The following is a 25,036-nucleotide window of genomic DNA, read 5'->3' on the forward strand; positions in this document are numbered from 1 at the left end:
CAGCGCCCGCGAGACACCCGCCCGCGCGGCCACATCCGCCATCGTCGGCCGCTGCCTGCCCGCCGCATCCACCAGTGCACCCACCCTCCGACGCCGGTCGTGCCGGAGCCTGTCGGCGATCTCGGAATCTCCTGGCGACAGGCTATTGACATGACATTTGGACTGGAGTCATCGTACTTGAGCTAGAGCGCGCTAGTAGAGCGCTTCACCAGCTCCTCGAAAGCCGCCCTCCCTCCTCTCCCCAAGGACTCGAGCATGACCGTACGTGTAGGTGTCATCGGCGCCGGATGGATCGGCCAGGAACACATACGACGCCTCACCGAGGTCGTCACCGGCGCCACCGTGACCGCCGTGACCGACATCGACGACGCGCGCGCCGAGGAGGCGGCGGCCCGGGTCGGCGCCCGGGTGTACGCGAGCGGCGCGGAGCTGATCGCGGCGGACGAGGTCGACGCCGTGCTGGTCACCTCGTGGGGGCCGACGCACGCCGAGCACGTGCTGAACGCGATCGCGGCCGGCAAGCCGGTGTTCTGCGAGAAGCCCCTGGCCACCACGGCCGAGGACTGTCTGAAGATCGTCGAGGCCGAGCGGGCGCACGGCCGCCGGCTGGTCCAGGTCGGCTTCATGCGCCGTTACGACGCGGGTTACCGGCAGATGAAGGAGGTCATCGCCTCCGGCCGGATCGGCGAGCCGCTGGTGGTGCACTGCGCCCACCGCAACCCCACCGTCCCGGAGTCCTACACCTCGGAGATGGCCGCTCTCGACACGGCGGTGCACGAGGTCGACGTGCTGCGCTGGCTGCTCGACGACGAGATCGTCTCGACCCAGGTCGTCACGCCCCGCGCCACGAGCAAGCGGTTCGAGCACCTCAAGGACCCGCAGATCATGCTCTTCGAGACCGCGAAGGGCGTCCGGATCGACCTCGAGGTGTTCGTCAACTGCCAATACGGCTACGACATCCAGTGCGAGACCGTCGGCGAGGAGGGTCTGGTGCGGCTGCCCGATCCGTCCTCGGTCGACGTGCGCACGGCGGGCCGGCACAGCACCACCGTGCTCACCGACTGGGTGGGCCGTTTCGTGGACGCCTTCGACACCGAGTTCCGCGAGTGGATCGCGAACCTCGCGGCGGGCAACGAGCCCGTCGGCCCTTCCGCCTGGGACGGCTACGCCGCGACCGTCATCACCAGAGCCACCGTCGAGGCCCTCAACTCGGGCCGCATCGTCAGCACGGACATGAAGCCCCGCCCCGCGTTCTACGGAGGTGCCGCGTGAAGATCGCCCTCGATCCGTACATGTTCCGCGCCCTGCCCATCGACGACATGGTCCGCACCGTCGCCGAACTCGGCTACGACTACATCGAGTTGTCACCGCGCGAGGACTTCATGCCGTTCTTCCTCCACCCCCGCGCGGACGACGAACGCATCAGCCAGCTCAAGAACGCCCTGCGCACCCACCGCGTCCAGCTCTCCTCCGTGCTGCCGCTGTACAAGTGGTCCTCCCCCGACGAGAGCGAACGCCAGGCCGCCGTCCGCTACTGGAAACGCATGATCGAGATCACCGCGGACCTCGCCTGCCCCCTGATGAACTCCGAGTTCAACGGCCGCCCGGAACGCGCCGCGGAGAGCGAGGCCGCCTTCTGGCGCTCCCTGGAGGAACTCCTGCCGCTCTTCGAGCGGGAGGGCATCGCCCTCAACCTGGAGGCCCACCCCGACGACTTCTGCGAGGAGAACACCCCCGCCGTCGACCTGGTCCGCGCCATCAACCAGCCCTGGGTCAACTACCTCTACTGCGCACCCCACTCCTTCCACCTCTCCGGCGCCGACCCGACCGCGGACATCGCCGCGATGCTGCGCTACGCCGGCGACAAACTCCAGCACGTGCACATCGCCGACTCCTTCAACCACAAGGGCTCCTCCGGCCTGCGCTACATCCTCAACCCGCCCGGCACCCCCGCCCGCATCCACCAGCACCTCGACATCGGCCAGGGCGAGGTCGACTGGGACACCTTCTTCACCACCCTGCGCGAGCTGAACTTCGACGGCGTCGCCACCGCCTGCGTCTTCGCCTGGGAGGAACGCGCCCGCGAATCCTCCGCCTTCATGCTCGACCGCATCACCAAGGAACTCGCCGCGTAGCTGTTCCTGCCGCGCTGTTGCCCGGTTTCACCGAGCCGTTGTCACGGCCGGACTAACAGCGGGCCCGGGGGACTCATCTCCCGCAAATAGAACAGTGATTCCCCCATTTCGCCTCTGCGTCGCTGCCATATTCGAAAGCCACTTCGGAGGTGGCTGTGACGCGAGAGGCGACAACATCCCGTGGCGGGGAGACGGCGACACGCGCTCCCGACCGCTCCATCGACCGCACTGCCGGGCGCATCGCCGAGCTGGAGGGCCGTCGGGCGCAGGCCGTGGCGGGTGGACCGAGGAGGCGTGGGGAGTTCGGGGCCCGGGAGCGGATCGAACGGCTGCTGGACGCGGGCTCCTTCACCGAGACGGGAGTGTTCGTGCGGGCCCGACCCGCCGGGGACGGTGCCCAACGCCCGTACGGCGACGGGGTGGTGACCGGGCACGGCACGGTCGACGGCCGTGATGTCTGCGTGTTCGCGCAGGACTCGACGGTCTTCGGCGGGAGTATGGGCGAGGCCTTCGGGGAGAAGACCGTCGCGCTGATGGACCTCGCCCTCAAAACCGGCCGTCCGGTCATCGGGCTCAACGACGGGGGCGGCGCCCGCATCCAGGAGGGCGTCGCCTCGCTCGCCCTCTACGCCGAGCTGGTCCGCCGCAACGTCAAGGCATCCGGCGTGATCCCACAGATCTCGGTCGTCCTCGGCCCGTGTGCCGGCGGGGCCGCCTACTCCCCCGCCATCACCGACTTCACCGTGATGGTGGACGGCGCCTCGCACATGTTCGTCACCGGGCCCGACGTCATCGAGGCGGTGACCGGCGAGCGCACCAGCGCCGAGGACCTGGGCGGCGCCCGCACCAGCAACACCGTCAACGGCAACGCGCATTTCCTCGCCGCCGACGAGCAGGACGCCTTCGACACCGTACGAGATCTGCTGTCGTATCTGCCCGCGAACAATCTGGAGCGGCCGCCGGAGTACGCACCGGCGGACGTGCCCGGCGGTGCGTGGCTGGACGAGGTCGTCCCTGACCGGCTCGGGCAGGCCTACGACATGCGGGACATTCTGCGCGCGGTCGTCGACGACGGTGAACTCCTCGAAGTGCAGGAGTTGTTCGCGCCGAACATCATCTGTGCGCTGGCCCGGGTCGAGGGCCGGTCGGTCGGTGTCGTCGCCAACCAGCCGCTGCACTTCGCCGGGGTCCTCGACATCGACGCCTCCGAGAAGGCGGCGCGGTTCGTGCGGTTCTGCGACGCGTTCGGCATCCCGCTGCTCACGTTCGCCGACGTGCCGGGCTATCTGTCCGGGGTCCGCCAGGAGCAGGCCGGGATCATCCGGCGCGGCGCCAAATTGCTCTACGCCTACGCCGAAGCCACCGTCCCGAAGGTCACCGTGGTCGTCCGCAAGGCGTACGGCGGCGGGTACGCGGTGATGGGGTCCAAGCATCTGGGCGCGGACATCAACCTCGCCTGGCCGACCGCCCGTATCGCCGTGATGGGCGCCGAGGGCGCGGTGGGGGTGCTGCACCGGCGCGAGCTCGCGGCCGCCTCCGACCCCGAGGCGCTGCGGGCCGGCCTGGTCGCCGCGTACGAGCGCACCCACGGCACGCCCTATCTCGCCGCCGAGCGCGGCTACGTCGACGACGTCATCGCCCCGCGCGACACCCGTGCCCAGGTCTGCCGTGCCCTGCGGGCGCTGCGCGGCAAGCGCGCCCCGATGCCGGAGCGCCGGCACGGCAACATCCCCCTCTGACCTGCCGACTGCTCCAACTGCTGCGCCCCGCAAGCCGATTACGTGACGTGAGGAGCCATGCCCGATGGAGAGCCGCCGCCCCCCGCTCGCGCCCGTCCACCCCAGCCTGCCGGAGTATGTACGCCACTGGGCCCAAGTCACCCCCGAACGCCGGGCGTTCACCTTCGTCGACCATCCGGCGCCGGGCTCGCGCGGCGTCCACCGCACGCTCACCTGGAGACGCCTGGACCTGCGGGTGCGGGCGCTGGCCGCGCGACTCGCAGAGGCGGCCGAGCCCGGGTCGCGGGTGGCGCTGCTGTGTCCGCAGGGCACGGAGTACGTCACCGCGTTCCTGGCGACCCTGGCGGCGGGCCTGGTCGCCGTACCGCTGTACCCGCCCGGTCTGCCCGGGCACGGTGACCGGCTCTCGGCCGTGTTCGCCGACGCGCGCCCGGCGGTCGTGGTGACCGCGAGCCGAGCCCTGGAAGAGGTGCGGGACTTCTGTGGCGACACCTCGGTGGGGATCGTCGCCGCTGACCAGGTGCCCGACGCCGCCGCCGGGGAGTGGCAGCCCGTCGCCCCGGACCCGGCGGCGATCGCCTATCTGCAGTACACCTCCGGCTCGACCCGCACCCCGGCAGGCGTGGAGATCACCCACGGAAACGTCGTCGCCAACGCCCGTCAGGCACTGACCGCCTACGGTGCCGACGCCCACCCAGTGACCTGTGTGGGCTGGCTGCCGCTGTACCACGACATGGGGCTCGTGCTGAGTGTCGCAGCCCCGGTGGTGCGCGGGCTGCTGTCGGTGCTGATGGATCCGGTCGCGTTCCTGCACGAGCCCGTGCGCTGGCTGCGGTTGCTCGCAGCGCATCCGCGCGCGCTGACGGCCGCGCCCAACTTCGCGTACGACTACTGCACTTCGGCCGTCACCGACGCGCAGAAGGCGGATCTGCGGCTGGACCAGGTCGCCGCGCTGATCAACGGCAGTGAGCCGGTCCGTCCCGGCACGGTCGACCGCTTCCACGCCGCGTTCGCCGCGCAGGGGTTGTCGCCGGAGGCGCACTGTCCGTCGTACGGGCTGGCCGAGGCCACGGTCTTCGTCAGCGCGGCCCGGCCGGGGCAGCCGCTGCGCCGGTTCGCGCTCGACCGCGACGCCCTCGCCGCCGGGAAGGCCCTGGCCGCGCGGGCGGACGATCCCCGGGCCGTACTGCTGGCGGGCTGCGGCACCCCGGCGGGTCAGCGGGTGCGTATCGTCGATCCGCTGTCCGGGGCCGGCCTGTCGGAGGGCGAGGTCGGGGAGATCTGGGTGCAGGGGCCCAACGTCGGCCGCGGCTACTGGAGTCGGGAGCGGCAGACGCGGCTCGTCTTCGGCGCCGAGTCGGACGCCGGGCCGGGCGGCTGGCTGCGCACCGGCGATCTGGGGACGGTGCTGGACGGGCAGTTGATCGTCACCGGTCGGCTCAAGGACCTCATCGTCGTCGACGGACGCAACCACTATCCGCAGGACGTGGAGGCCACGGCCCACGACGCCCATCCGGCGGTGCGCCGCGACCGCCTGGCCGCCTTCGGCGTGCCGGGCGGCGTGGGTGAGCGGGTGGTCGTCGTGGCCGAGCATGTGCGGGCCATGAGCCTCGCCGAGATCGACGTGCCGGCCGTCGTACGGGCCGTGCGTGCCGCCGTTTCCGGCCGGCACGGGCTGCGGCTGGCCGAGGTGGTGCTCGTTGCGCCGGGCACGGTGCCCCGGACGTCCAGCGGCAAGGTGTCGCGGGCGCTGGCCCGGGAGCGGTATCTGGCGGGTGCGTTCGCGGCGGAGTGTGCGCGGTGAGAACGGTCGACGAGGGCGGGGTGCGTCGGCTGATCGTGGAGCGGGTTGCCGCGTGGAGCGGGTCGGCGGCCGAGGCGGTCCCGATGGACCGGCCGTTGGCCGACCTGGGGATGTCCTCGCGGGACGCGGTGATTCTGGCCGGTGAGCTGTCCACCCTGACGGGGCGTGAGCTGCCGGCGACGCTGCTGTGGGAGGCGCCGACCGGCGATGCGCTGGTGGCGCGTCTGTGCCGGGGCTCGGCGGAGCCCGCGTCGACCACGCTCCCGGCCTCTGTCACGGCGGACTTCGGTGAGCCCGTCGCCGTCATCGGGGTCGGCTGCCGCCTGCCCGGGGGTGTGCATGGGCCGGGCGACTATTGGCGGCTGCTGAGCGAGGGCGTCGACGCGATTCGCCGCGTGCCCGAGGACCGGTGGCGGGACTTCACCGCGTTTCCGCCCGCCGATGCACCTTCGTACGGCGGCTATCTCGACGACATCGCGGGATTCGACGCGGAGTTCTTCCGGATCACCCCGCGCGAGGCCGCGGTGATGGACCCGCAGCAGCGGATCCTCCTGGAGGTCGTCCGCGAGGCGCTCGACCATGCCGCCGTCCCGGCCGCGTCGCTCGCCGGCAGCAGCACCGGCGTCTTCGTCGGTGTCTCGGCCCCCGAGTACGGTCAACTCACCGGCGCTGACACGGGTGTTGTCGATCCCTGGGCCCCGGCCGGTGCGGCGCTGAGTGTCGCCGCGGGCCGGGTGGCGTACGTGCTGGACACCCGCGGGCCGAGCATGGCCGTCGACACCGCGTGTTCCTCCTCTCTGGTGGCGGTCCATCACGCGTGCGTGAGCCTGCGCACGGGTGAGAGCGACCTGGCGATCGCCGCCGGGGTCAACCTGCTGCTCTCCCCCACGATCGGCGTCGCGTTCGGGCGGGCCGGGGCGCTCGCGCCGGACGGGCGGTGCAAGCCGTTCTCGGCAGGGGCCGACGGCATCGGCCGCGGCGAGGGCTGCGCGGTGGCGCTGCTGAAGCGGTTGTCCGACGCCGAACGCGACGGCGACCGGATCCTGGCCGTCGTCCGCGCCACGGCCGTCAACTCCGACGGCCGCTCCAACGGCCTCCTGGCACCCAACCCCGCAAGCCAGCAAGCTCTGTTGGCGACCGCGTACGCACGGGCCGGACTCGATCCGGCGGGCATCGACCATGTCGAGGCGCACGGCACCGGCACCCCGCTCGGCGACCCGATCGAGGCGGGCGCGCTCGGCTCGGTTCTCGGCGCGGGCCGGGATCCCGACCAGCCGCTGCTGCTGGGCTCGGTCAAGGGCAACCTGGGACATCTGGAGTCGGCCGCGGGCATCGCCGGGCTGGTGAAGACCGTGCTGGCGCTGCACCACGACGTGGTTCCGCCGTCCTTGCACTGCGCGGAGGGCAGCGCCCTGGACGACGTGCGGCTGCGGGTGGTGACCGAGCCCGAGCCGTGGCCGCGTTACGGCGGCACGGCCACCGCGGGGGTCTCCGGATTCGGCTTCGGCGGCACCAACGCCCATGCGGTACTGGAGGAATGGCGGCCCACCGTCCTGTCTCAGCCGCCCGCCGAGGAACCGGCTGCCCGCCTGCATCTGCTCTCCGACGTCGACGGCGAACGCCTGCGGGACACCGCGGCCCGGCTCGCCGACTGGCTGCGCACGCCCCAGGGCGGCACCGCGCGCCCCGCCGACGTGACCCGCACGCTCGCCGGCCGCACCGGACGCGGACCCGTGCGGGCCGCCGTCGCGGCCCGCGACCGTACCGAACTCACCGACGCCCTGGGTGCGTTGGCGCAGGCCCACCCGCATGCGCGAGTCCTGACCGGCGAGCGTGACCGCGTCGGGCGCGGCCCGGTGTGGGTCTTCTCCGGATACGGCAGCCAGTGGACCGGCATGGGCCGCCGCCTGCTGGCCGAGGAGCCCGCCTTCGCCTCCGCCGTCGAGAAGCTCGACGCCCAACTCGCCCCGGAGTGCGGCCTGTCCCTCTACGACCATCTGGCCTCCGGAGACGACCTCGACCGCCTGGAGGTGGCCCAGCCCGTCCTGTTCGGCGTGCAGGTCGCGCTCGCCGAGCTGTGGCGCTCCTACGGCGTCGAACCGGCCGCCGTGATCGGCCACTCGATGGGCGAGGTCGCCGCCGCCGTGTGCGCGGGCGCCCTGGACGTACCGGACGCGGCGCGGGTGATCGCCGTACGGGCCAGGCTGCTTGCTCGGCTGCGGGGCGGCGCCATGGCGGTCGTCGACGTCCACGACACCGAACTCGCCATCCTGCAAAGTGAGTTCCCGGGTGTCCATGTCGCCGTCCACTCCTCCCCCGGCCAGAAGGTGGTCACCGGCGAAGAGCCGGCGGTGTCCCGGCTGGTGCGGCGGCTGGAGGAGGAAGGGCGGGCGGTCCGCGTGATGCGGGTCGTCGGCGCCGGGCACTCACCACAAGTCGACCCGCTGTTGGAGGAGTTGACCGAAGCCTTGGCCGACGTCGAGGGCAGACGGCCGCGCATCCCCGTCTACTCCACCGTCCTGGACGACCCCCGCGGCGACTCCGCCTTCGACGCCGCCCACTGGGCGGCGAACCTGCGGCGACCCGTGCACCTGGAACGGGCGCTCTCGGCCGCCGCGGCCGACGGCCACACCGCGTTCGTCGAGATCTCGCCCCACCCGGTGCTGCTGCGGGCCGTCGCCGACACCGCTCCGGGTGCCCTCGTCGTGGGTACGCTGCACCGCGACGGCGACGACTTGGTCTCGTTCCTCGGCGAGTTGGGTGCCCTGTATGCCGCGGGGCTACGGCTGCCGGTGCCGTCCGGTCGCGTCATCGACCTGCCCGCACCGCGCTGGCGGCACGTGCGGCACTGGTGGACGGACGGGCGTACGGCGACCACAGCTGCACCGGCGGAACAGGTCGCCGTGCCGTCCGATACTTCCGTCGCCGCACGCCTGTGCCACCACATCGCCGCCGTCACCGGTCACGCGCCGACCCGCATCACCCCCGTCACCGTGCTGGCCGACCTCGGCCTGGACTCCTTGATGGCGGTGCGCATCCGCACCGCCCTGGAGCGCGAGTTCGGCATCGAACTGCATCTGCGCGAGCTGCTCGGCACCCCCACGGTCGAGCAACTCGCCGAGCGCATCGGGCAAGCGCTCCCGGCCGACGGCGGCTCACCTCTGCGCACCTTGCGCGCCACCGGCTCCCGTCCGCCGCTCTTCCTCGTGCACGCCGCCGGTGGAACGACCGACGTCTACCGGGCGCTGGCGGACCGGCTCGGGGAGGACCGGCCGGTGTTCGGGCTGGAACGGATCGAGGAGGCGGGCACGGTGACCGAGAAGGCGCGCCGCTATGCCGAGGCCATCATCGCGACCCGCCCCAACGGGCCCTGCCTGCTGGGCGGTTGGTCCTTCGGCGGCTTCGTCGCCCAGGAGACAGCGCGCCAACTCACCGCCGCCGGGCGGGAGGTGGAGCTGGTCGCGCTCATCGACTCCGTACGGCCCCTGCCCAGGCCCGGACAGTCGCCGGAGGACCGGATCCGCGCGCACTTCACGGGGTTTGCGCGGCACGTCGCCGACACCTACGGGGTCCGGCTGGAGTTGCCGTACGACGAACTGGTGGCGATGGACGACGATGGCGCGCGCATCGACGCCGTGCTGCGGGCCCTGCGTGAAGCCGCCGACGTGCCCGCCGCCGTGCTGGAGCATCAGCGGTCCTCCTACCTGGACTTGAGGATCGGCGAGGCGCATCGGCCGGGCCGTTACGACGGGCCCGTGGTGCTGTACCGGGCCACGGAGGCCGCTCCGCACACCGTGCGCGACCCGGCGTACGAGCGGGACGACGAGGCCCTCGGCTGGGACGAGGTGTGCCCGCGGCTGTCGGTCGTGCGGGTCGGCGGTCACCATCTGTCGCTCCTCGACCCGCCGCACGTCGAGGAGATCGCCGCCCATCTGCGGCGGGAGCTCGCCGCTCAGTCCCGCTGAACCGGATATCGAGGAGCCGCCATGCCCCACCGTCACCGCACCACCGCAATCTCCCGACGCACCGTCACCAAGGCCGCGGCTGCCGCCGGTCTGGCCGCCCTGCTCGGGGCGGCTGCCGGTACCGCGCGGGCCGCGACGCAGGTCGGGGCGCGCACCTTCGACGTGTCCGTGGGCTCCGCCGCGCTGGGCCGCAGCGCCCCGGTGCGGCTGATCCTGCCGTCCGGCTTCGACTCGCAGACCGGGCGGACCTACCCCGTGCTGTATCTGCTGCACGGCGCCCATGACGACTACACCTCGTGGACCCGGGAGACCGACATCGAGGCTTTCACCGAGGGTCGGGATCTGATCGTGGCGATGCCGGACGGGGGTCCGACCGGCATTCCTTCCGCCTGGCTGAGCGGCCCCGACTACGAGACCTTCCAGCTCACCGAGGTACCGGCGATGCTTGCGCGCGACTACCGGGCCTCGGGCGTGCGGGCGGTCGCCGGCGTCTCCACCGGCGGATACGGCGCGATGGCGCACGCGGCCCGCCATCCCGGCGCGTTCAGAGCCGCGGCGTCCTACAGCGGCATCCTCGACACCACCGCCCTCGGCGTGCCCACCCTCGTCGACGCCATCGTGGCCCGCGAGAACCTGTCGCCCTTGTCGCTGTGGGGCAACCCGGTGCTGAACGTGCTGACCTGGCGCGACTTCAATCCGCGGGCCCGCGCCGAGGGGCTGCGCGGCACTCCGCTGTACGTCTCCGGCGGCAGCGGCGTGGTCGGTGGGACCGGTGACTGGCTGCCCGAGGCGCTGGAGAGTGCGCTGTGGCCTTCCGCGCACAGCTTCACCAGCACGCTCAACCGGCTGGGCATCGCGGTCACCACCCACTTCTACTCAGGAGGAGGACACAGCTGGGCGTATTGGAAGCCGGAGTTCGCCGCGTCCTGGCCGATGCTCGCCGGTGCACTGGGACTGCCGGAGTGATGTCGGTGCCGTCGGGGCACGGAACGGAGCGCAGGGGACGTCCGTCCAACACAGGACTTGCCCCTCGACCCACGGGACCCAGCCCGCGGGTGAGCCTGCTCCGGTTGAAAGGAGGGTCCGCGATGGCCGTCCCCACCCCGCACGGCGGGCCGGCCGGTCCGGCATCCCCCTCGGTGCCGCCCGGCCTCGCCGAGTTGCTCCGTGCCCAACTCGAGGCGGTGGCCGACGAGGTCGAGGACGAGGTCCGCCGACAGGTGCCCGAGTACGCGGGCCCCGCGGACGGGATGTACGCCAGGAACCTGCGGGCCGGGGTGGTGCAGGCGCTGACCCTGTTCGTCGACCACATCGCCGACCCGCGCCGCCGGAGCGACGCGATCGCGTCGACGTACTACGAACTCGGGCGCGGCGTGGCCCTGGAGGATCGCAGCCTGGACGCGTTGCAGTCCGCGCTGCGGATCGGCGGAATGCACGCCTGGCGGCTGATGGGCCGTACCGCGGAGGAGCTGGGGCTGGACTCGGCGGTGGTGGCCGCGCTGGGCGAGCTGGCGTTCCGGACCGTCCACGAGGTGGCCGAGGCGGCCGCGGCCGGTTACGCGGAGGGCCGGCTGCGCAGCACGGACGAGCTCGAGCGGCGGCGCAGACGGCTGCTCGAACTGCTGCTGGGCGAGGGGCCGGTGTCGTTGGAGGCGGTGCAGGATCTGGCGCACGGTGCCCGGTGGTCGGTGCCGCGGCAGGTCGCGGTCGTCGCCCTCGCGGCCTGCCCGGACCAGCGCGAGGAGGAGCGGCCACTGGCGGCCGCCGGGGCGCTGGTGGACATGGAGTCCCGGCCGCCGCGGATGCTGGTGCCCGATCCGGACTCGGGCCGCTTCGGCGGGCGGGCGTTCACCCTCGCGCTGCGCGGCCGTCCGGCGGCGATCGGACCGACGGTGCCGCTGACCGAGGCCGCCCAGTCGCTGCGGTGGGCCGCCCGGGCGCTGGGGCTGATGGGTCGCGGGATCCTGCCCCGGCAGGGCGTGGTGCGCTGCGCCGACCATCTGTCGACGCTGCTGCTGCACGGGGACGAGCCGCTGCTGGCCCAGTTGGAGACGCGTGCCCTGGCCCCGCTGGAGACGGCCTCCGAGGGGCAACGGGCCCGGCTCGCCGAGACGTTGCTCGCCTGGCTGCTGAGCGGCAGCAACGTGCCCGATGTCGCCGCCCGCCTGCACATCCACCCGCAGACGGTCCGCTACCGCCTGCGCCAGCTGGAGAAGCTCTTCGGCGACGCCCTGCACGGCCCCGGCACCCGTCTGGACCTCATTCTGGCCTTACGTGCCGAGGAACTGCGGGCGGACCAGGAAACGCCTTCCACGCAAGGAATTCCCCCCGGCTCACCTCAGCTCAAGAAATCGTAGAACTTCTGAATTCCCATACATAACACCCTGTCAGACAAAGCGAATACGTTCGGGACGTCCTTTCCGCAGGCGCGCTCAACGCGCCCGACCCTCAAAGGATCCCCATGCGTATTCGCTTGTGCCTCGCAGCGCTCTCCCTGGCCGGCGGGGCCGGACTGGCCACCGTCTCGACATCGACCGCATCGGCCGCCGCCTGCTCGGACATCGACGTCGTCGCGGCCCGCGGTACCTTCGAGCCGGGCACGCTCGGCGCGATCGTCGGCGACCCGGTGTATTCCGCCCTGCAGAAGAAACTGACGGGAAAGAACCTCACCAGCTACAAGGTGAACTACCCCGCGGACCTTTCCCTCACCTCCGCCGCGCAAGGAAACGCGGACCTGGTGAACCACGTCAACAGCCAGGCCGCGGCCTGCCCGAATCAGCGTTTCATTCTCGTCGGCTATTCGCAGGGCGCGAACGTCGTCGACAACTCCATCGGAATCAGCAGCGACGGCGCGGTGGTCGGCAGCCCCATCGTGGCGACCATTCCCGCCGCGCTCGAACCGCGGGTCGCCGCGGTGCTGCTGTTCGGCAACCCGATCCGGGCCCTCGGCAAGAGCGTCACCGGCACCTACCAGAGCCGCACCATCGACTTCTGCGCCAAGGGCGATCCCATCTGCGAGAACGGCGGCGGCGACGTCCTCGCACACCTCGGCTACACCGCGAACGCCGACGCGGCGGCCGCCTTCGCCGCGGGCAAGATCTGAGCGCGGCAGGCAACAGGCATCGGGCCCGGGAGGAGCTCCTCCCGGGCCCGACGGCTGTGCGGCCACGGCTGCTTCGACCTGATCTCGGCCTGCTGCGGGCCGACAGGTTCGGGCCATCTATTGCGTGGTTCAACGGAGTCAGCGGGACGCCGTCTGGTGGAGACCGGGGACGTCCAATTCGTCAGCGCTGAGGTACTGGTTGTACGCGGTGACGTTCGTGAAGAAGATCGGGATGGGAAGGGTGAGCCCCGGTGGAAGCGGCGGCGGCATGCTCGGGGTGAACGTGACGGGGAGCAGGCCGAGGAGGTTCCCGCTGAGGATCTTGGTCAGCAGGACCACGGGCTGACCGGTGGCAACCGTCGTGCCGGCGGTACCGTCCGTCTCCAGCGTGCCCTGGCAGGGATACCAGGGGCCGGGAGCGGACGGGTCCACGCGGCCGATCCCGGGGATGCCCATGTCGAGCAGGGGCAGCCGGAGGCCGGGCAGGCCTTGGAAGGGCGGCTCGGGCGGCGGTGGCTGGTTGCGGCCGCACTGGGGCGCAAGAAGCGGTGCGGTCTCGCGCAGGCTCGCAATGTCGACCCGGGACGCGGTGAAGACCAGGACCTCCTCGGAACCCAACGCCGTTGGCACCTCGGTGATGCCGTGATAGGTCAGGCCGGTGAGCACCATCAGTGGGCTGAGGACCCGGAACGGCTGAGCGGCGGTGCGTACGCCGTACGCGGCGGCATCGACACCGAGGCGGAGAGAGATCAAGGGCTGCGGAAGGCACCATTGCGAATGCTCGTCCCGGCCGGAGTGGGCGCCCAGTTCGATGTGCAGGGGCAGCAGCGACAACGGCCCGTCCATCCGTCCGTCGGCAGGCAGCGGCGGGATGTTCAAGCGCAGGACGGATGGCGAGGCGGTGTTGTCGGCGGCGACGCGGGACCGGCTCGGCTGCTTGTCCGACGTACCCGGTCCGGCGGTGTGCTCGGGCCTACTGCGCTGCGACGGGCCGGCGGGGCGGGTCGGGCGCGGCGTCGCACGATCGTGCTGGGCGGCCGGGCCGCTGTCGTGGTCGTCGTGTGAATCGTGCAGGCCGAGCAGGTCGGCGACCGAGCCGAGAAGGCCCGCTCCGGATGAATGGGTGGGAGCGGGCGCAGGCGCGACGGAGTCGGGTCCGCGACTGGGCCCGTGTTTGTCGTGTGCCTCGGTCCGCGGGTTCGGCAGACGGGGGCCGAGGGACGTGTGCGGGCGCGGCGGGCCGTCCACCGGGATGCGGCTTCCGGTGCCGCGCGCGCCGGGTACTGCCCCGGCCAGCAGTCCGTCGAGCAGGGAGCAGACGGTCAGGCTCGGTGGGGATTCGGCGGCGGCAGTGCCCGCGAGCACACTGGGCGGATCGTCGAGCCTCGGCACCATCCGGGGGAGGTGCACCGGTGCTGGTTGCAGCCCGCCGGTCAGCAGAGCCCCGATCGGAAGCACACCGAGCGCCCGCATACGGTTTGTGCGCAAGCTCAGACGGTTCATGCGCGGGCTGCTGCCGGCTTGTCGGCCGCCGCCCGTATGACCTCCGGAGCCGCTTTCCCCGCTGCCCGGTGCACGGAAGCCGCCGGGGCCACCGGGCCAACCGAGACCGCCCGAATCATCAGGGTCACCACCGGTCCCACCGGAACCGTCCGAACCGCCAGGGCCGCCCGGACTGGGCCCCTGCGGGCCGCCGGATCCGGGGCCGTCCGAGCCGCTGCCACGACCCCAGTCCGGCCGGATCCGTGGCCGTTCCGGCCGCGCATACGGCACCCAGCTCACCGCCATCGCGCCGCCGGTGATGCCCAGCAGAAAACCGATCAGGAAGCCGCCGAAATTGGAGAGCACGAGTGAGGCGACGGCGAACACCAGTGTCGCGATGCCCGCGAACACCCGGTGCCCGGGCGCCAGCCACATGCTGAGCGCGAGGACCGCCATGAAGATCCCCATGAGTGACCCCGCCACGCCGGCGATGCCTTCATGCATCATGATCGGCAACGGCGCGAACGGGATGGAGAGGATCTCGACCCCGGCCAGCAGCGTCCACACCCCGGCCCAGAACGGGCGGCTGCGCCGCCAGTCGTGGAAGGCGTTCCACCATCCGAGCAGCCGCCCGTCGGAATCCGCCTTCCGCTGACGTCCCGCGCGCAGCCGCGCACTACTCACGTCGATCTCCCCCAGTGTGGTGGTGGTGGTCTTCGTGACCCGGCGTCAGAAAACATGAGTGGTCGCCGACCTGCACGCTCAGGTGGAGTCCCGGCAGCCGGAACGTCGCCGCACTGACCGAACGCGTCTGCTGTCGCAGATCATCGATGTGTACGGTGTCGGCCTGCTCGCCGAAGCCACCGGGTTCGCCGTGCACACCGGGCACACCCTGCACGGTGGCGGCATCCTGGCCGATGTTGATGTTGTGGAAGACCGCGTCACCCTGTAGGTCGTGACTGTCCGCGACGAGCCGGTCGGCGTGCGCGGGTTCCCCGCCGCTGCCCGAGGTCAGCCGCAGGGTGACGGGCCCGAGGACGGGCACGTCCTGTACGACGGACTGGCACAGGTCGTACAGGTCCGCGGACCGGATCCCCGACAGCGCTTCCGGGTACGAGGCGTGAGCGCCGCGGTCCAGCACACCGAACTGGACGAACCCGCGCCCTTCGAGCGTGCTGGCTCCGATCTGGAAACTCTCGCCGGAAACCGTGAACGAGTTGGGTGACACTCCGAAGGACGCGGCCAGGGCGCCACGCGCCATCGCCGTGCACAGCGCTGCGGACGCCAGCAGGGTGGGCACCATGGCCACGGCCAGGCGCCTCCATCGGGTGTGGCCCGTGAGCCGTGTGCTCACGGTGGTCTGGGTGGCACTGTCGGCGTTGCTCGTCATCCCTCTCCCCGTCAGACGATCGGGGTCGGCCCACGACCGGGCTGAGAAACCCCGATACCCGAGTCTCGGGCGGTACGCATCGCCAACTCCGGCGGGACCCTCTGGTGACTCCGAAGATCAGCCGGGGACCCCAATGGACCGACGATTTCACCCGCTTGGCCCCAAGGGAGAGGGAGGGCCGTTCAATAGCAGGGCTTGGCTCCGGCCTTCACGCTCAGGTGCAGGCCGGTGAGCCGGAAGGTCGCTGCGGTCACCTCTCGGGTCGACTGCTGCAGGTGATCGATGCGTACGGTGTCGGCCCGCTGTCCGAAGATTCCCGCCAGGGCACCGGAACCGTCTCCGAAGGTCGAGGCATCCTGTCCGATGGTGATGTCGCGGAACACGGCGTCGCCGCCGAGGTCGTCGGTATGGACGACGAGATGGTCCGCGTGCGCGGGCTTGCCGCCCCCGCCGGCGCCGATCCGCAGCGTGGTCTCGCCGACGACGGGCAGGCGGATGACCATCGACTGGCACAGGTTGTACAGGTCGGCCGAATCGATGCCGGCGATGGCTTCCGGGTACGCCTGGGACTTCGACTGGTCCATCCCGACGTACTGGGTGAACCCGGTGCCCTGCAGCCGGTCGGCGGAGATCTTGAGGTTCTGTCCGGAAATCACCATGGACTGTGCGGACACCGCGAGCGAAACAGGGAGGGTGCCGGTGCCGATGGCCGCCAGGAGTACCGCGGACACCAGCAGCGTCGGCACCATCACCAGGCCGAGCCGCTTCCACCGGGTGTGCCCCGCGGGGCGGGCCCCGGGATCAGGGAACGTCATCGCTGCCTCCCGGCTCGGGCGGTGCCGAGCGGCGGGGCGGGACAATCCCACGCCGCTGGCTGCGACCGTCGGGCCACAGCCTCATTGCAACCTGCGGCCTGACGGTCGGCAACCGGAGCTTGTGCAAGATCGAAGCTAGTGGGGCTCTCCGGCGAAGTGTGCGAGGTTGGTGGATACGGGCTCGGGCCGCCCGTTGTTCTGCTCGGGTGCCGCGGTGAGCACGTCGAGGTGCTGGTAGCCGTCGGCGACCACCGGATGCAGGTCGGCCGGGATGCGGCCGGCGAGCAGACCGTCGCCCGCGAGCACGGTGAGCGTCGGGTTGGCGGTGAGCCCCTCGGGGTGCACGATCAGCTGCTTCACCTGTGGGGAGGTGGCCAGTTCGAGGTCGGTGACCAGTTTGGTGGGGAAGTACTGCTCGGTGAAGTCCAGCGGCTGCCGGGCCAGGCTGCGGGCCAACTCCCCTATGTCGGTGACCTCTTTGCCGGCACTGGTGAAGGGCGTGCCGTCGGCCGACTTGTACCCGGGGTCGTCGGCGGCGCCCACACGGTCGTAATTGCGCCATGTGTAGAGCGGCCCGTGCGGTTCGGCGGGGATGGCCTTGTACTCGACGCCGAACAGTCCCGGCTGCTGCGAACTGCCGTTGGCGGCGGGGAAGTTCTTGTCGGCGATCGGTCCGCCGTCGAAGAAGCCCACGCTGCTCTGCAGAAATGCCAGCGGTACGGAGTTGTCGTCCAGCAGCGCTCCGAGGACGGCCGTGTTGGTGAGCCGGAAGTCCTTCACCGCGGGAGAGCCGGTGAGGAACGTGGCGGTGTCCTTGGAGAACAGGAAGCGGTTGGTGGCCTCGATGTTGGTGTTGGCGGGCAGATAGCTCGGCAGGTCCGCCTCACCGCCCGGATCCTGTACGGCGCCCACGCCGGCGATGGCCAGCAGGGTCATGGTCTCGGGGTTGAGCAGGACCGGCGCGGACAGTGAGCGCGGCAGCACTCCGCTGTCGAGTCCGGTCTGTACGGCGCCGTAACCCAGGCCCACGTCGGGCAGGTTGGTGTCGTCGGGCATGCTGCCGCTCAGGTCGCCGAGCGAGGTGGAGACGGTGGTGTCGAGGGCGAAGTAGCCGGCGCACTGGTTGTATCCGGCGTCCGTGGTGGTGGCCCGGTTGCCGTCGAAGTCGGCGGCCGCGAAGTAGCCGGTGATCACCCCGCCGAGCGAGTGTCCGCCGCACAGCACCTTGTGCTTGCGCATCTGCTGGTCGGGCAACTCGGCGGCGAGCAGGTCGTATTGGTCACGTACGGTCTGCTCGATGCCGAGCTTGGCCATCCACCCGAGTTTGTCGTTGCCGACGAAGCCGGCGAAGGTGCGGCCGTCGACCTGCTTGGCGCGGTAGTAGTAGTCGACGGCCGTGTGCTGGTCGCCGGAGTCTATGCCGGTGTGGTCCTCCAGGCAGTTGGAGCGCCGATCCAGCGCCCAGAACTCGATGTGCCTCCCCTGCTCGGCGGCGCGCGCCACGGTGTTGCGGGCGACGCTGTCGAAGGCTCCGGCTCCCTCGAGGATGCCCGGCTGGGCGACGAGGATCCGGTCGGCGTCGGCCGAGGCCGCCGGCCCGTCGGTGGAGCGGTAGCGCAGATACGACAGCCAGTCGCATGCCGCCGGACGGTCACCGAAGGACGCCGGCAGCGGGATCTTCACTCGCACCACCGACTCGCTCACTCCGGCGACCGCACTCGTCGACGCGACGGGTCTCTCGGTCCGCGCGCTCTCCCCCCGGGCGTCCGGTGCGGTCATGGTGATCGCCCCGGTGGTCAGCAGCACCGCCAGCGCGGCACTGCGCAGGGTCTTCGCGGTTCTTCCTCTGCTGCGGCTCGTGTCCATAGCCGGACCGTAGGGCTGCGCGGACCGCGCGATCGGGCAGTGCTCACAAAGACTCAGCTCCTGGTGAAGCGTTTGTCACCAGGAGCTGAGGCGCCCGTTCCGCGTCCCGATCCGCATGATCCGAGATGTGACCCAGCCCACGACGAAAACGATGCCGTTTCGATAGCGGCGGGGGCTATTCTGAGCAGCAAGTGAACGAAACAGTTTCGTTTAGAGGATGAGGGAGGACGGACGTGGTCTCCGTACTCATCGTCAACGACCAGTCCCTGCAGCGCGTCGGCCTGCGCATGCTCCTGGCCGCCGAGCCCGACCTGAGCATCGCAGGTGAAGCCGCGAGCGGGGCCGAGGCGGTCCGCATGAGCGCCGCACTCCGTCCGGACGTCGTCCTGATGGACAGCCGCCTGGCCGAAGCGGACGACATCGATGCCATCCGGCGCATCGCACGGCCCCCGCGCCTGCTGTCGGCAGCCGAGTCCCCCATGACCGCGGGCTCCCCTCCCCGCGTACTGGTGCTGACCTCGAGCACTGACGACAGGCACGCACACGCGGCCCTGCGCGCCGGAGCCGGCGGATTCCTCCTCACGGACGCAGCTCCGGAGGAACTGACCGCGGCCATCCGCGTCGTGGCCGCCGGCGACGCCGTCATCACCCCGGCCCTGACCCGCGCACTCATCGACGCCGTCCGCACACAGCCGGTCCTGCGCCCCCTCACTGGGGAGGCCGGGCTGGCCACCCTCACCGAACGCGAACGCGACGTCCTCACGGCCGTGGCTTCGGGCTGGTCCAACACCGAGATCGCCGTCCGACTCTCCATCGCCCCGACCACGGTCAAATCGCACGTCAGCCACATCCTCGCCAAGATCGGCGCCCGCGCCCGCGTCCAGGCGGTGGCCTTCGCCTACGAGTCCGGCCTGGTACGGCCGGCGGCCTGACGATCGCAGGACTGCCCAGCGTGTGCCTCAGGCGGGTGCCGCCGTAGTGCCGCGGACGACCAGGTGCGGGGCGAGCACGACCTCACGGGGTTCGGTGCGGTCCTGGTCGAGGCGCTCGACGGCGGCGGTCACCGCGTGCCGGGCCTGCTCCAGGGCGCCCTGGCTGACGGTGGTCAGGTTGAAGCAGCCCAGCCGGGAGAGCGTGTCGTCGTCGTAGCCGGCCACGGAGACCCGGCCCGGGACGGAGATGCTCGCGCGGGAGAGCGCGGCCAGGACACCGATGGCGCACTGGTCGTTGAACGCCACGACGGCGGTGGGCAGTTCGTCGCCGTCCAGGAGATGCCGGGCTGCACGCTCCCCGGCCGCTTCGGTGGTGGCGCCGCTCAACACCCGGATGCGCTCGCCGAGTCCGTGGCGGCGCATTGCCGTGCGGTAGCCGCGGCGCCGGTCGGTGGCGATGACGCCCTTGCCGCCGTCGACGTAGACGATCTCCTGGTGGCCGAGTCCGACCAGGTGGTCGACGATCTGGCCGACTCCGTCGTCGTCCGCGGTGCGTACGACGTCCAGCCCGGCGTCGGCGATCCGGCGGCCGACCGCGATGACGGGCGCCTTGTTGCCCAGGGCCGAGAGCGTGTCGGCGACGGCCGTGGGGCCGAGCAGGATCAGGGCCTCGCTGCGGAAGGCCAGCAGCGCGTGTGGCCCCGTTCCCGCCGACTGGGAACGGGGCCACTTGCGTTCCCGGGTCCGCAATCTGTGCACGTGCACAACCTCAGCACACGTATTTACAGCGCACTGGGCCCACTTCTACTGTGAACGTTCCCGGACACTCTTGCATGCACATGCCAGGTGACGACCACATCCATCAAAGGAGATGGGATGCCCGCGAACGGTTCGAGCCGAACAGTGAAGGCCGCCCTGCTCATTGCGGCGGCCGCCCTGCCCGCGTCCCTGCTCACCACCCCCACCACCGCCTCCGCCGCGAACTCGCTCAGCATGCTCGGCGCGGACGTCTCGACCGCTCAACGGGCCCTCGACCTCGGCGCCAGGTACTACGACGCGAGCGGCACCGCCAAGGACCCGCTCGACATCCTCAAGGGCCTGGGCGTGAACTACGTCCGCCTGCGGGTCTGGAACAACCCGGCCGGCGGATACAACAACAAGGCGAAGGTGCTGGCGTACGCCAAGCAGGTCAAGGCCAGGGGTCTGAAGCTGCTGGTCGACTTCCACTACTCGGACACGTGGGCGGACCCGGGCAAGCAGTACAAGCCCGCGGCGTGGTCCAGCCACGGCATCAGCCAGCTCCAGACCGACGTCTACAACTACACGTACGACGTCTGCAACAGCCTCAAGTCCCAGGGCACCACCCCGGACAGCGTGCAGATAGGCAACGAGATCAACGTCGGCATGCTCTGGGACGACGGCAAGGTGGTCAACAACGACTTCACCAATCTGAGCCTGCTCCTCAAGTCGGGCTACAACGCGACCAAGGCATGCAACAGCGGCACGAAGGTGGTCATCCACACGGCCGACGCGGACAGTGACGCGCATGCGCGCTGGTTCTACGACGGCATCAAGGCGAAGGGCGTCAACTGGGACATCACCGGGCTGTCGTACTACTGCATGTGGCACGGCACGCTGGCCAACATGGGCAGCGTCGTGTCCGACATGAAGTCCCGCTACGGCAAGGACGTGATCATCGCCGAGACGGCCTACCCGTTCACCTCGGCGAACGCGGACAGCACGAGCAACTCGGTCACATCCGGCTGCTCTGGCTATCCGCTCACCTGGCAGGGCCAGGCCGCCAACTTCACCGCCGTACAGAACACGGCCCGCAGTGCCGGGGCGATCGGGGTCTTCTACTGGGAGCCGACCTGGTACGCGGTCCCCGGCAACGGATGGGATCCGGCCGACATCAACAACAGCGGCGACGGCTGGGACAACATGGCCACGTTCAACTGGACCGGCCAGGTGAACCCGAACATCAAGTGGACGCCGTAGACGCTGCGTTGAGCGCGGACCGGCGGACGGATCACAGGGTGAAGCCGATGACCTGTCCGTCGGTCTCGATGTTGGCGCCGCTGACGTTGAGGGCGTCGTAGCAGCCGTGGCTGCTGAAGACCTGCACCCACTGGCCGGCGCAGACGGTGACCGAGATGTCCTTCGCCTCGCCGACGGTGAAGCCGCTGTGGCAGGTGTAGAAGCCCGTGGTCTGGGTCATGACGGAGTCTCCGTCGGTGATGGTGACACGCAGGGTGGCCGTGACATCGGCCTGGGCCGCCGATGCGGGTGCGGGTGCGGCGACGGCAGTACGCCTGCCAACTCCGGATTCTCGGCCCCGGACGCTCGGCGGCGACGGAGTGGGGGTGCCTCGAAACGGTTGCGCGGCGCCGTGCGGAAGCGCCGCCCGGGGATTGTTGGAGGTTCCACATCCATGGGCCACACCACCTTCGGCCATGTTCCGGCCCAGCCCGCCCAGCCAGTCCATCAAGCCACCGTCAACCACCGCTGCAGAACGCCGAGTTGGTGAACGAACTCCCGTCGCGGCGCTGTGCCTCGCACCGTACGGACTCGTGTGCACGGCAGCGCGGAACCGAGCCAAAGCAAAGGGCAGTTCGCTACAACGAGCCCGTCCAGCCCGTGGCGGCCGCCACCTCCCGCGCAATGTCCACCACAAGCCGCCCGTCGGTCGCCACCCGCACCGCGTCCGCCGGAGCCCGCTCGTCCAGGAGACGTGCCTTGCGCATGCTGCCCTGCAGTTCCGTCTCCAACTCCGAGCCGAGTTCCCGCCCCACCAGCCGCTGTCGGGCCGTGGCATCGGAGGCGGTGAGCAGCACTCGTACGATCCGCACCCCGGTCCCCATGGCGCGCTCGAACATGCCCGCCGCTTCAGGAAGCACGCTCGCGGTGTTCGTATAGATCAGGCGGCGGTACCCGCGTCGAGCGAAGTTCCCCCACACGGCCGTCAGATTGCTCTCGGTGATTTCGGAGCGGTCGGGGTCCCCGTCCGGCGCCGGATGCACCTGCCCCATGAAGTCCCCGTCGATGACGGCGTGAGGCACAGCCGCGGCACGCAGCAGTGCCGAAACCTCCCACCCCACCGTCGTCTTGCCCACCCCGGCCCGCCCACCGACGAGCAGCACTTCCGCGCGATCCATAGCGGTAGCGTGCCAGTTGACGACCACCGCGGGCGATCCGATACCGCACCCGCAGCCACGTACCTGGGGGACGGACCACAGCATGCCTACGATTCACCGCGAACCGCGTTTCCAGTACGACGACTTGGTCGACCTCGTGGAGGGACAGCTGCGGGTCGTGGAACTCACCGCCATCAACAGCGAGATCGGCGGTCCGGGCGAGCGGCTGTGGATGACCGAACCCGGACTCGGCATGGCCGATGTCTACCGGCTGTGGCGCAAGGGCAAGGGCAACCGCACGTACTGGGCCGTGGACCGGGACGACCCGTGGGATGCGATGCGCTGGCTGCGCGAGGCGCTTGCGGATGTCCTGGACCGGCTGACCCGCCCCGGATCGACGAAGGAGTACGCCCTGGAGGCGGGCCGCGAGGAGCGTGACCTCGCGGTACTGGCCGAGTTGGAAGCCGTCTGGCTGTCCGGTCTCTCACCGCTGAGCGAGGCATTCGGACCCCGTGCTGCCGAACTGGAACTGAACCGCGAGCTCCTCATCCCGGCCCGGGCGGAGCTCGCCCGGGCCACCGCACTGCGCTCCCGCATGCTGCAGGAACAGTTCGGCACCGGCCCGGAAGCCGCAGAGCGAGCCGCGAACGAACTCGGCTGGGAGCTCGACAAGGCCCGCACGGCACTGGCCGCGCGGGACGACTACCAGCGCTGGGTGCGCGAGGGGGCCGCGCACGCCCGCGCCACCATCCCGGTACACCGGCCGCCGGGCGAGACCGGCCTGCCCGACGTACTGGCGGCCACCCTGATGACCGCGGCATGCCAGGGCGAGAAGGTCGTTCCCGAACGCCCCAGCCCCATCCCGCTGCCGGACGAACTTACCCCCTGGTACGTCTTCGTCGAGAACCTCGGCGCGTGCGTCGCCATCGCGGTCGAGGACGCCTACGCCCCCGACGCCGGCCCCTGGGAGTACATGGACGTCGCCCCGGTCGCCATGGTCATCGAAGCCGGCTGGACCGTGCGCGACGGCGTGGTCTTCTCGCCCGTCCCCTACGACGGTTACTACGAGTGCATCGAGTACGACGAGGAGGCGATCCTCGTCGGCGGAGGCAGTCCGGTCCGCGGCGACACCGACTGAACGCCGGGGCCGCTCGCCTTGTGAGTCTTGTTGGCGTAGCCTCCTGCGCTGGTGTTGGCCCGGTACGTGGGGGGCCGGTTTCTTTGGGGGTTGGTGGCATGGTTGCTGGTCGTGTTGTGCGGTTCGACGGAGCCCGCGGTTATGGGTTCATCGCTCCCGACGACGGCACCGACGACGTCTTTCTGCACGTGAACGACCTGCTCATTCCCGAGCAGCAGCTGCGCCCGGGACTCGCGGTCGAGTTCGAGGTCGAGGAGGGAGACCGCGGTCTCAAGGCCTCGTCCGTGAAGCTGGCTTCGACGGTGGGCGTAAGGCCACTCGCACACGTGAGGGCGTCCTTCCCGGGCACCACCAGACCGGTGGACGGCGACGACTCGCTCTGCGACGTCCTCACCTCGGACGAGTTCCTCCACGAGGTCACCGAGGTCCTGCTCGCCACGGCTCCCACGCTGAACGGCGAACAGATCCTCCAAATCCGCCGCGGGCTCCTCCGGTTCGGCAAGAACCACGGGTGGACCGAGGACTAGGCTTCCCCCGGCTCGGTTGCCGCCACGACCGTTGCGGAGCCCGGGGCCGTAGCACGGTGGAGTTGAGCTCCGCTGTCTTCCCGGGAGCCGGTGTTCGCCCGAGCCTTCGCCGCAGCACGGCTCGGCGTGGTGAGCACGGCGAGGCAGCCGACGACGAGAGCGATGCCCAACCAGCCGAGCAGCGGCAGGCGTTCACCCACCACGAGTACGGCGAGTACGGCCGCGACGGCGGGTTCCAGCAGTGAGAGTGTGGTCGCGGTGCTCGCCGGGACGTGTGCCAGGCCCCAGCCGAAGAGGACGTAGCCGATGAACATGGGCACCAGGGCCATGTAGGCGCCGACGGCCGCGTTGGACCAGGAGTCGAGAAGTGGCGCGCCGGTGGCCAGCAGCACGGGCAGGAGCAGCAGACCGCCCAGCCCGAAGACGGTGCCCATGGCCGCACCGGAAGTGACACCGCGGCTGATCAGCCGGTGGGCCGCCCAGGAGTACAGGGCGTAGGTGAAGCCGGCCAGCAGGCCGAGCCCGACGCCGAGCACGATCGTCTGCGCGGAGTGGGCCCCGGACCCGGACTCTGCCCGGGCCGCTTCGGCCAGGCACAGCAGAACGGTTCCCGACAGGCCCAGGGCGGCACCGATCATCCAGCGTCGCGTCAGGCTGCGTTTGTCCACCACGCGCTCGATCACGGCCGAGGCGAGCGGGGCGGAGCCGATCGACACGACGGTTCCGGCCGCGACCCCGGCCAGATGCATGGAGCTGTAGAACGCCAGCGGGTAGGCCCCCACCGACAGTGCACCGAGCGTGACCACCCCGCGCTGCGCACGCAGCGCGGATGTCTCCCGCACGATGCGGGGAGCGGCCACGAGAGCCTGGAGCAGTCCGCCCAGGCCCATGGCGGCGGCGCCGATCGCGAGGGGTCCGACGGCCGGGGCGAACGTCGCGGCGGTTCCCGTGGTGCCCCACAGAACCGACGCCACGAGAACGCACAGGGAGCCCATTCCCACCGAGC

19 protein-coding genes and 1 pseudogene are annotated in these 25,036 nt (G+C 70.9%); 12 read left to right on the top strand and 8 right to left on the bottom strand.

Annotation, left to right across the window (positions count from 1 at the left end):
* Window positions 1-255 precede the first annotated feature (255 nt).
* The 8 genes from ABZ880_RS00005 to ABZ880_RS00040 all read left to right on the top strand — a co-directional run bounded on the left by ABZ880_RS00005 (window position 256) and on the right by ABZ880_RS00040 (window position 12,746).
* Window positions 256-1,272: a Gfo/Idh/MocA family oxidoreductase gene (locus ABZ880_RS00005; RefSeq protein WP_361254239.1), complete on the top strand. Its 1,017-nt coding sequence runs from the start codon at window positions 256-258 to the stop codon at window positions 1,270-1,272.
* The gene (locus tag ABZ880_RS00010; protein WP_361254242.1) at window positions 1,269-2,135 is read left to right on the top strand and encodes a sugar phosphate isomerase/epimerase; all 867 of its coding nucleotides are present in this window, start codon (window positions 1,269-1,271) and stop codon (window positions 2,133-2,135) included. The genes ABZ880_RS00005 and ABZ880_RS00010 overlap by 4 nt, the downstream gene beginning before the upstream one ends.
* 218 nt (window positions 2,136-2,353) lie before the next feature.
* Window positions 2,354-3,874 carry an acyl-CoA carboxylase subunit beta gene (locus ABZ880_RS00015; protein ID WP_361255801.1) on the top strand — a complete coding sequence of 507 codons (1,521 nt, stop codon included), beginning with the start codon at window positions 2,354-2,356 and terminating at the stop codon, window positions 3,872-3,874.
* Between the two features lie 64 nt (window positions 3,875-3,938).
* A complete protein-coding gene (locus tag ABZ880_RS00020; RefSeq protein WP_361254244.1) occupies window positions 3,939-5,678 on the top strand; it encodes a fatty acyl-AMP ligase in 1,740 nt (579 codons plus the stop codon).
* On the top strand, window positions 5,675-9,643 hold the full coding sequence (locus ABZ880_RS00025; protein ID WP_361254247.1) for an acyltransferase domain-containing protein: 3,969 nt from the start codon (window positions 5,675-5,677) through the stop codon (window positions 9,641-9,643). The genes ABZ880_RS00020 and ABZ880_RS00025 overlap by 4 nt, the downstream gene beginning before the upstream one ends.
* A gap of 21 nt (window positions 9,644-9,664) precedes the next feature.
* Entirely contained in the window at window positions 9,665-10,609 is a 945-nt protein-coding gene (locus ABZ880_RS00030) for an alpha/beta hydrolase family protein (RefSeq protein WP_361254249.1), read from the top strand.
* Between the two features lie 122 nt (window positions 10,610-10,731).
* Entirely contained in the window at window positions 10,732-12,000 is a 1,269-nt protein-coding gene (locus ABZ880_RS00035; RefSeq protein WP_361254252.1) for a helix-turn-helix domain-containing protein, read from the top strand.
* 104 nt (window positions 12,001-12,104) lie between these two features.
* Window positions 12,105-12,746 carry a cutinase family protein gene (locus ABZ880_RS00040; protein ID WP_361254255.1) on the top strand — a complete coding sequence of 214 codons (642 nt, stop codon included), beginning with the start codon at window positions 12,105-12,107 and terminating at the stop codon, window positions 12,744-12,746.
* A gap of 138 nt (window positions 12,747-12,884) precedes the next feature.
* Here the strand turns inward: ABZ880_RS00040 and ABZ880_RS00045 are convergent, their stop codons facing one another.
* The 4 genes from ABZ880_RS00045 to ABZ880_RS00060 all read right to left on the bottom strand — a co-directional run bounded on the left by ABZ880_RS00045 (window position 12,885) and on the right by ABZ880_RS00060 (window position 18,299).
* Entirely contained in the window at window positions 12,885-14,912 is a 2,028-nt protein-coding gene (locus ABZ880_RS00045; protein WP_361254258.1) for a DUF6114 domain-containing protein, read from the bottom strand.
* Entirely contained in the window at window positions 14,905-15,618 is a 714-nt protein-coding gene (locus ABZ880_RS00050; protein WP_361254261.1) for a DUF6230 family protein, read from the bottom strand. Before ABZ880_RS00050 ends, ABZ880_RS00045 begins: the two co-directional genes overlap by 8 nt.
* 182 nt (window positions 15,619-15,800) lie before the next feature.
* Entirely contained in the window at window positions 15,801-16,433 is a 633-nt protein-coding gene (locus ABZ880_RS00055) for a DUF6230 family protein (protein ID WP_361254264.1), read from the bottom strand.
* Window positions 16,434-16,568: 135 nt separating this feature from the next.
* Window positions 16,569-18,299, bottom strand: a complete 1,731-nt coding sequence (locus tag ABZ880_RS00060; RefSeq protein WP_361254267.1) for a hypothetical protein — start codon at window positions 18,297-18,299, stop codon at window positions 16,569-16,571.
* Window positions 18,300-18,532: 233 nt separating this feature from the next.
* Between ABZ880_RS00060 and ABZ880_RS00065 the strand changes: the two genes are divergently transcribed.
* The gene (locus ABZ880_RS00065; RefSeq protein WP_361254269.1) at window positions 18,533-19,231 is read left to right on the top strand and encodes a response regulator transcription factor; all 699 of its coding nucleotides are present in this window, start codon (window positions 18,533-18,535) and stop codon (window positions 19,229-19,231) included.
* Window positions 19,232-19,258: 27 nt separating this feature from the next.
* Here the strand turns inward: ABZ880_RS00065 and ABZ880_RS00070 are convergent.
* Window positions 19,259-19,921, bottom strand: a pseudogene (locus ABZ880_RS00070) (substrate-binding domain-containing protein); the annotation flags it as partial.
* A 186-nt stretch (window positions 19,922-20,107) separates the two neighbouring features.
* Here ABZ880_RS00070 and ABZ880_RS00075 point away from each other — a divergent pair.
* Complete coding sequence (locus ABZ880_RS00075) at window positions 20,108-21,229, top strand: glycosyl hydrolase 53 family protein (protein ID WP_361254272.1); 1,122 nt, start codon at window positions 20,108-20,110, stop codon at window positions 21,227-21,229.
* 31 nt (window positions 21,230-21,260) lie between these two features.
* Here the strand turns inward: ABZ880_RS00075 and ABZ880_RS00080 are convergent, their stop codons facing one another.
* Both ABZ880_RS00080 and ABZ880_RS00085 read right to left on the bottom strand, forming a co-directional pair.
* Window positions 21,261-21,449: a hypothetical protein gene (locus ABZ880_RS00080; RefSeq protein WP_361254275.1), complete on the bottom strand. Its 189-nt coding sequence runs from the start codon at window positions 21,447-21,449 to the stop codon at window positions 21,261-21,263.
* Between the two features lie 397 nt (window positions 21,450-21,846).
* The gene (locus ABZ880_RS00085) at window positions 21,847-22,386 is read right to left on the bottom strand and encodes an AAA family ATPase (protein WP_361254278.1); all 540 of its coding nucleotides are present in this window, start codon (window positions 22,384-22,386) and stop codon (window positions 21,847-21,849) included.
* An 82-nt stretch (window positions 22,387-22,468) separates the two neighbouring features.
* On the opposite strand from ABZ880_RS00085, the gene ABZ880_RS00090 reads away from it, so the two are divergent.
* Together ABZ880_RS00090 and ABZ880_RS00095 are read left to right on the top strand one after the other, a co-directional pair.
* Window positions 22,469-23,503, top strand: a complete 1,035-nt coding sequence (locus ABZ880_RS00090; protein ID WP_361254281.1) for a hypothetical protein — start codon at window positions 22,469-22,471, stop codon at window positions 23,501-23,503.
* A gap of 98 nt (window positions 23,504-23,601) precedes the next feature.
* Window positions 23,602-24,030: a cold shock domain-containing protein gene (locus ABZ880_RS00095; RefSeq protein ID WP_361254284.1), complete on the top strand. Its 429-nt coding sequence runs from the start codon at window positions 23,602-23,604 to the stop codon at window positions 24,028-24,030.
* Here the strand turns inward: ABZ880_RS00095 and ABZ880_RS00100 are convergent.
* Window positions 24,027-25,025 (bottom strand): EamA family transporter, encoded by a 999-nt coding sequence (locus ABZ880_RS00100; RefSeq protein WP_361255804.1) that lies wholly within the window; start codon window positions 25,023-25,025, stop codon window positions 24,027-24,029. The genes ABZ880_RS00095 and ABZ880_RS00100 overlap by 4 nt on opposite strands.
* Between the last annotated feature and the right edge of the window lie 11 nt (window positions 25,026-25,036).

The sequence above is a fragment of the Streptomyces sp. NPDC047043 genome, assembly GCF_040644055.1.
GTDB lineage: Bacteria > Actinomycetota > Actinomycetes > Streptomycetales > Streptomycetaceae > Streptomyces.

Excerpts from the sequence above, each read along its gene's own strand:
- ABZ880_RS00005 (WP_361254239.1), top strand. The coding sequence starts at position 256 with ATGACCGTACGTGTAGGTGTCATCGGCGCCGGATGGATCGGCCAGGAA.
- ABZ880_RS00020 (WP_361254244.1), top strand. The coding sequence starts at position 3,939 with ATGGAGAGCCGCCGCCCCCCGCTCGCGCCCGTCCACCCCAGCCTGCCG.
- ABZ880_RS00030 (WP_361254249.1), top strand. The coding sequence starts at position 9,665 with ATGCCCCACCGTCACCGCACCACCGCAATCTCCCGACGCACCGTCACC.
- ABZ880_RS00035 (WP_361254252.1), top strand. The coding sequence starts at position 10,732 with ATGGCCGTCCCCACCCCGCACGGCGGGCCGGCCGGTCCGGCATCCCCC.
- ABZ880_RS00040 (WP_361254255.1), top strand. The coding sequence starts at position 12,105 with ATGCGTATTCGCTTGTGCCTCGCAGCGCTCTCCCTGGCCGGCGGGGCC.
- ABZ880_RS00050 (WP_361254261.1), bottom strand. The coding sequence starts at position 15,618 with ATGACGAGCAACGCCGACAGTGCCACCCAGACCACCGTGAGCACACGG.
- ABZ880_RS00055 (WP_361254264.1), bottom strand. The coding sequence starts at position 16,433 with ATGACGTTCCCTGATCCCGGGGCCCGCCCCGCGGGGCACACCCGGTGG.
- ABZ880_RS00060 (WP_361254267.1), bottom strand. The coding sequence starts at position 18,299 with ATGGACACGAGCCGCAGCAGAGGAAGAACCGCGAAGACCCTGCGCAGT.
- ABZ880_RS00075 (WP_361254272.1), top strand. The coding sequence starts at position 20,108 with ATGCCCGCGAACGGTTCGAGCCGAACAGTGAAGGCCGCCCTGCTCATT.
- ABZ880_RS00080 (WP_361254275.1), bottom strand. The coding sequence starts at position 21,449 with ATGACCCAGACCACGGGCTTCTACACCTGCCACAGCGGCTTCACCGTC.
- ABZ880_RS00085 (WP_361254278.1), bottom strand. The coding sequence starts at position 22,386 with ATGGATCGCGCGGAAGTGCTGCTCGTCGGTGGGCGGGCCGGGGTGGGC.
- ABZ880_RS00090 (WP_361254281.1), top strand. The coding sequence starts at position 22,469 with ATGCCTACGATTCACCGCGAACCGCGTTTCCAGTACGACGACTTGGTC.
- ABZ880_RS00095 (WP_361254284.1), top strand. The coding sequence starts at position 23,602 with ATGGTTGCTGGTCGTGTTGTGCGGTTCGACGGAGCCCGCGGTTATGGG.
- ABZ880_RS00100 (WP_361255804.1), bottom strand. The coding sequence starts at position 25,025 with ATGGGCTCCCTGTGCGTTCTCGTGGCGTCGGTTCTGTGGGGCACCACG.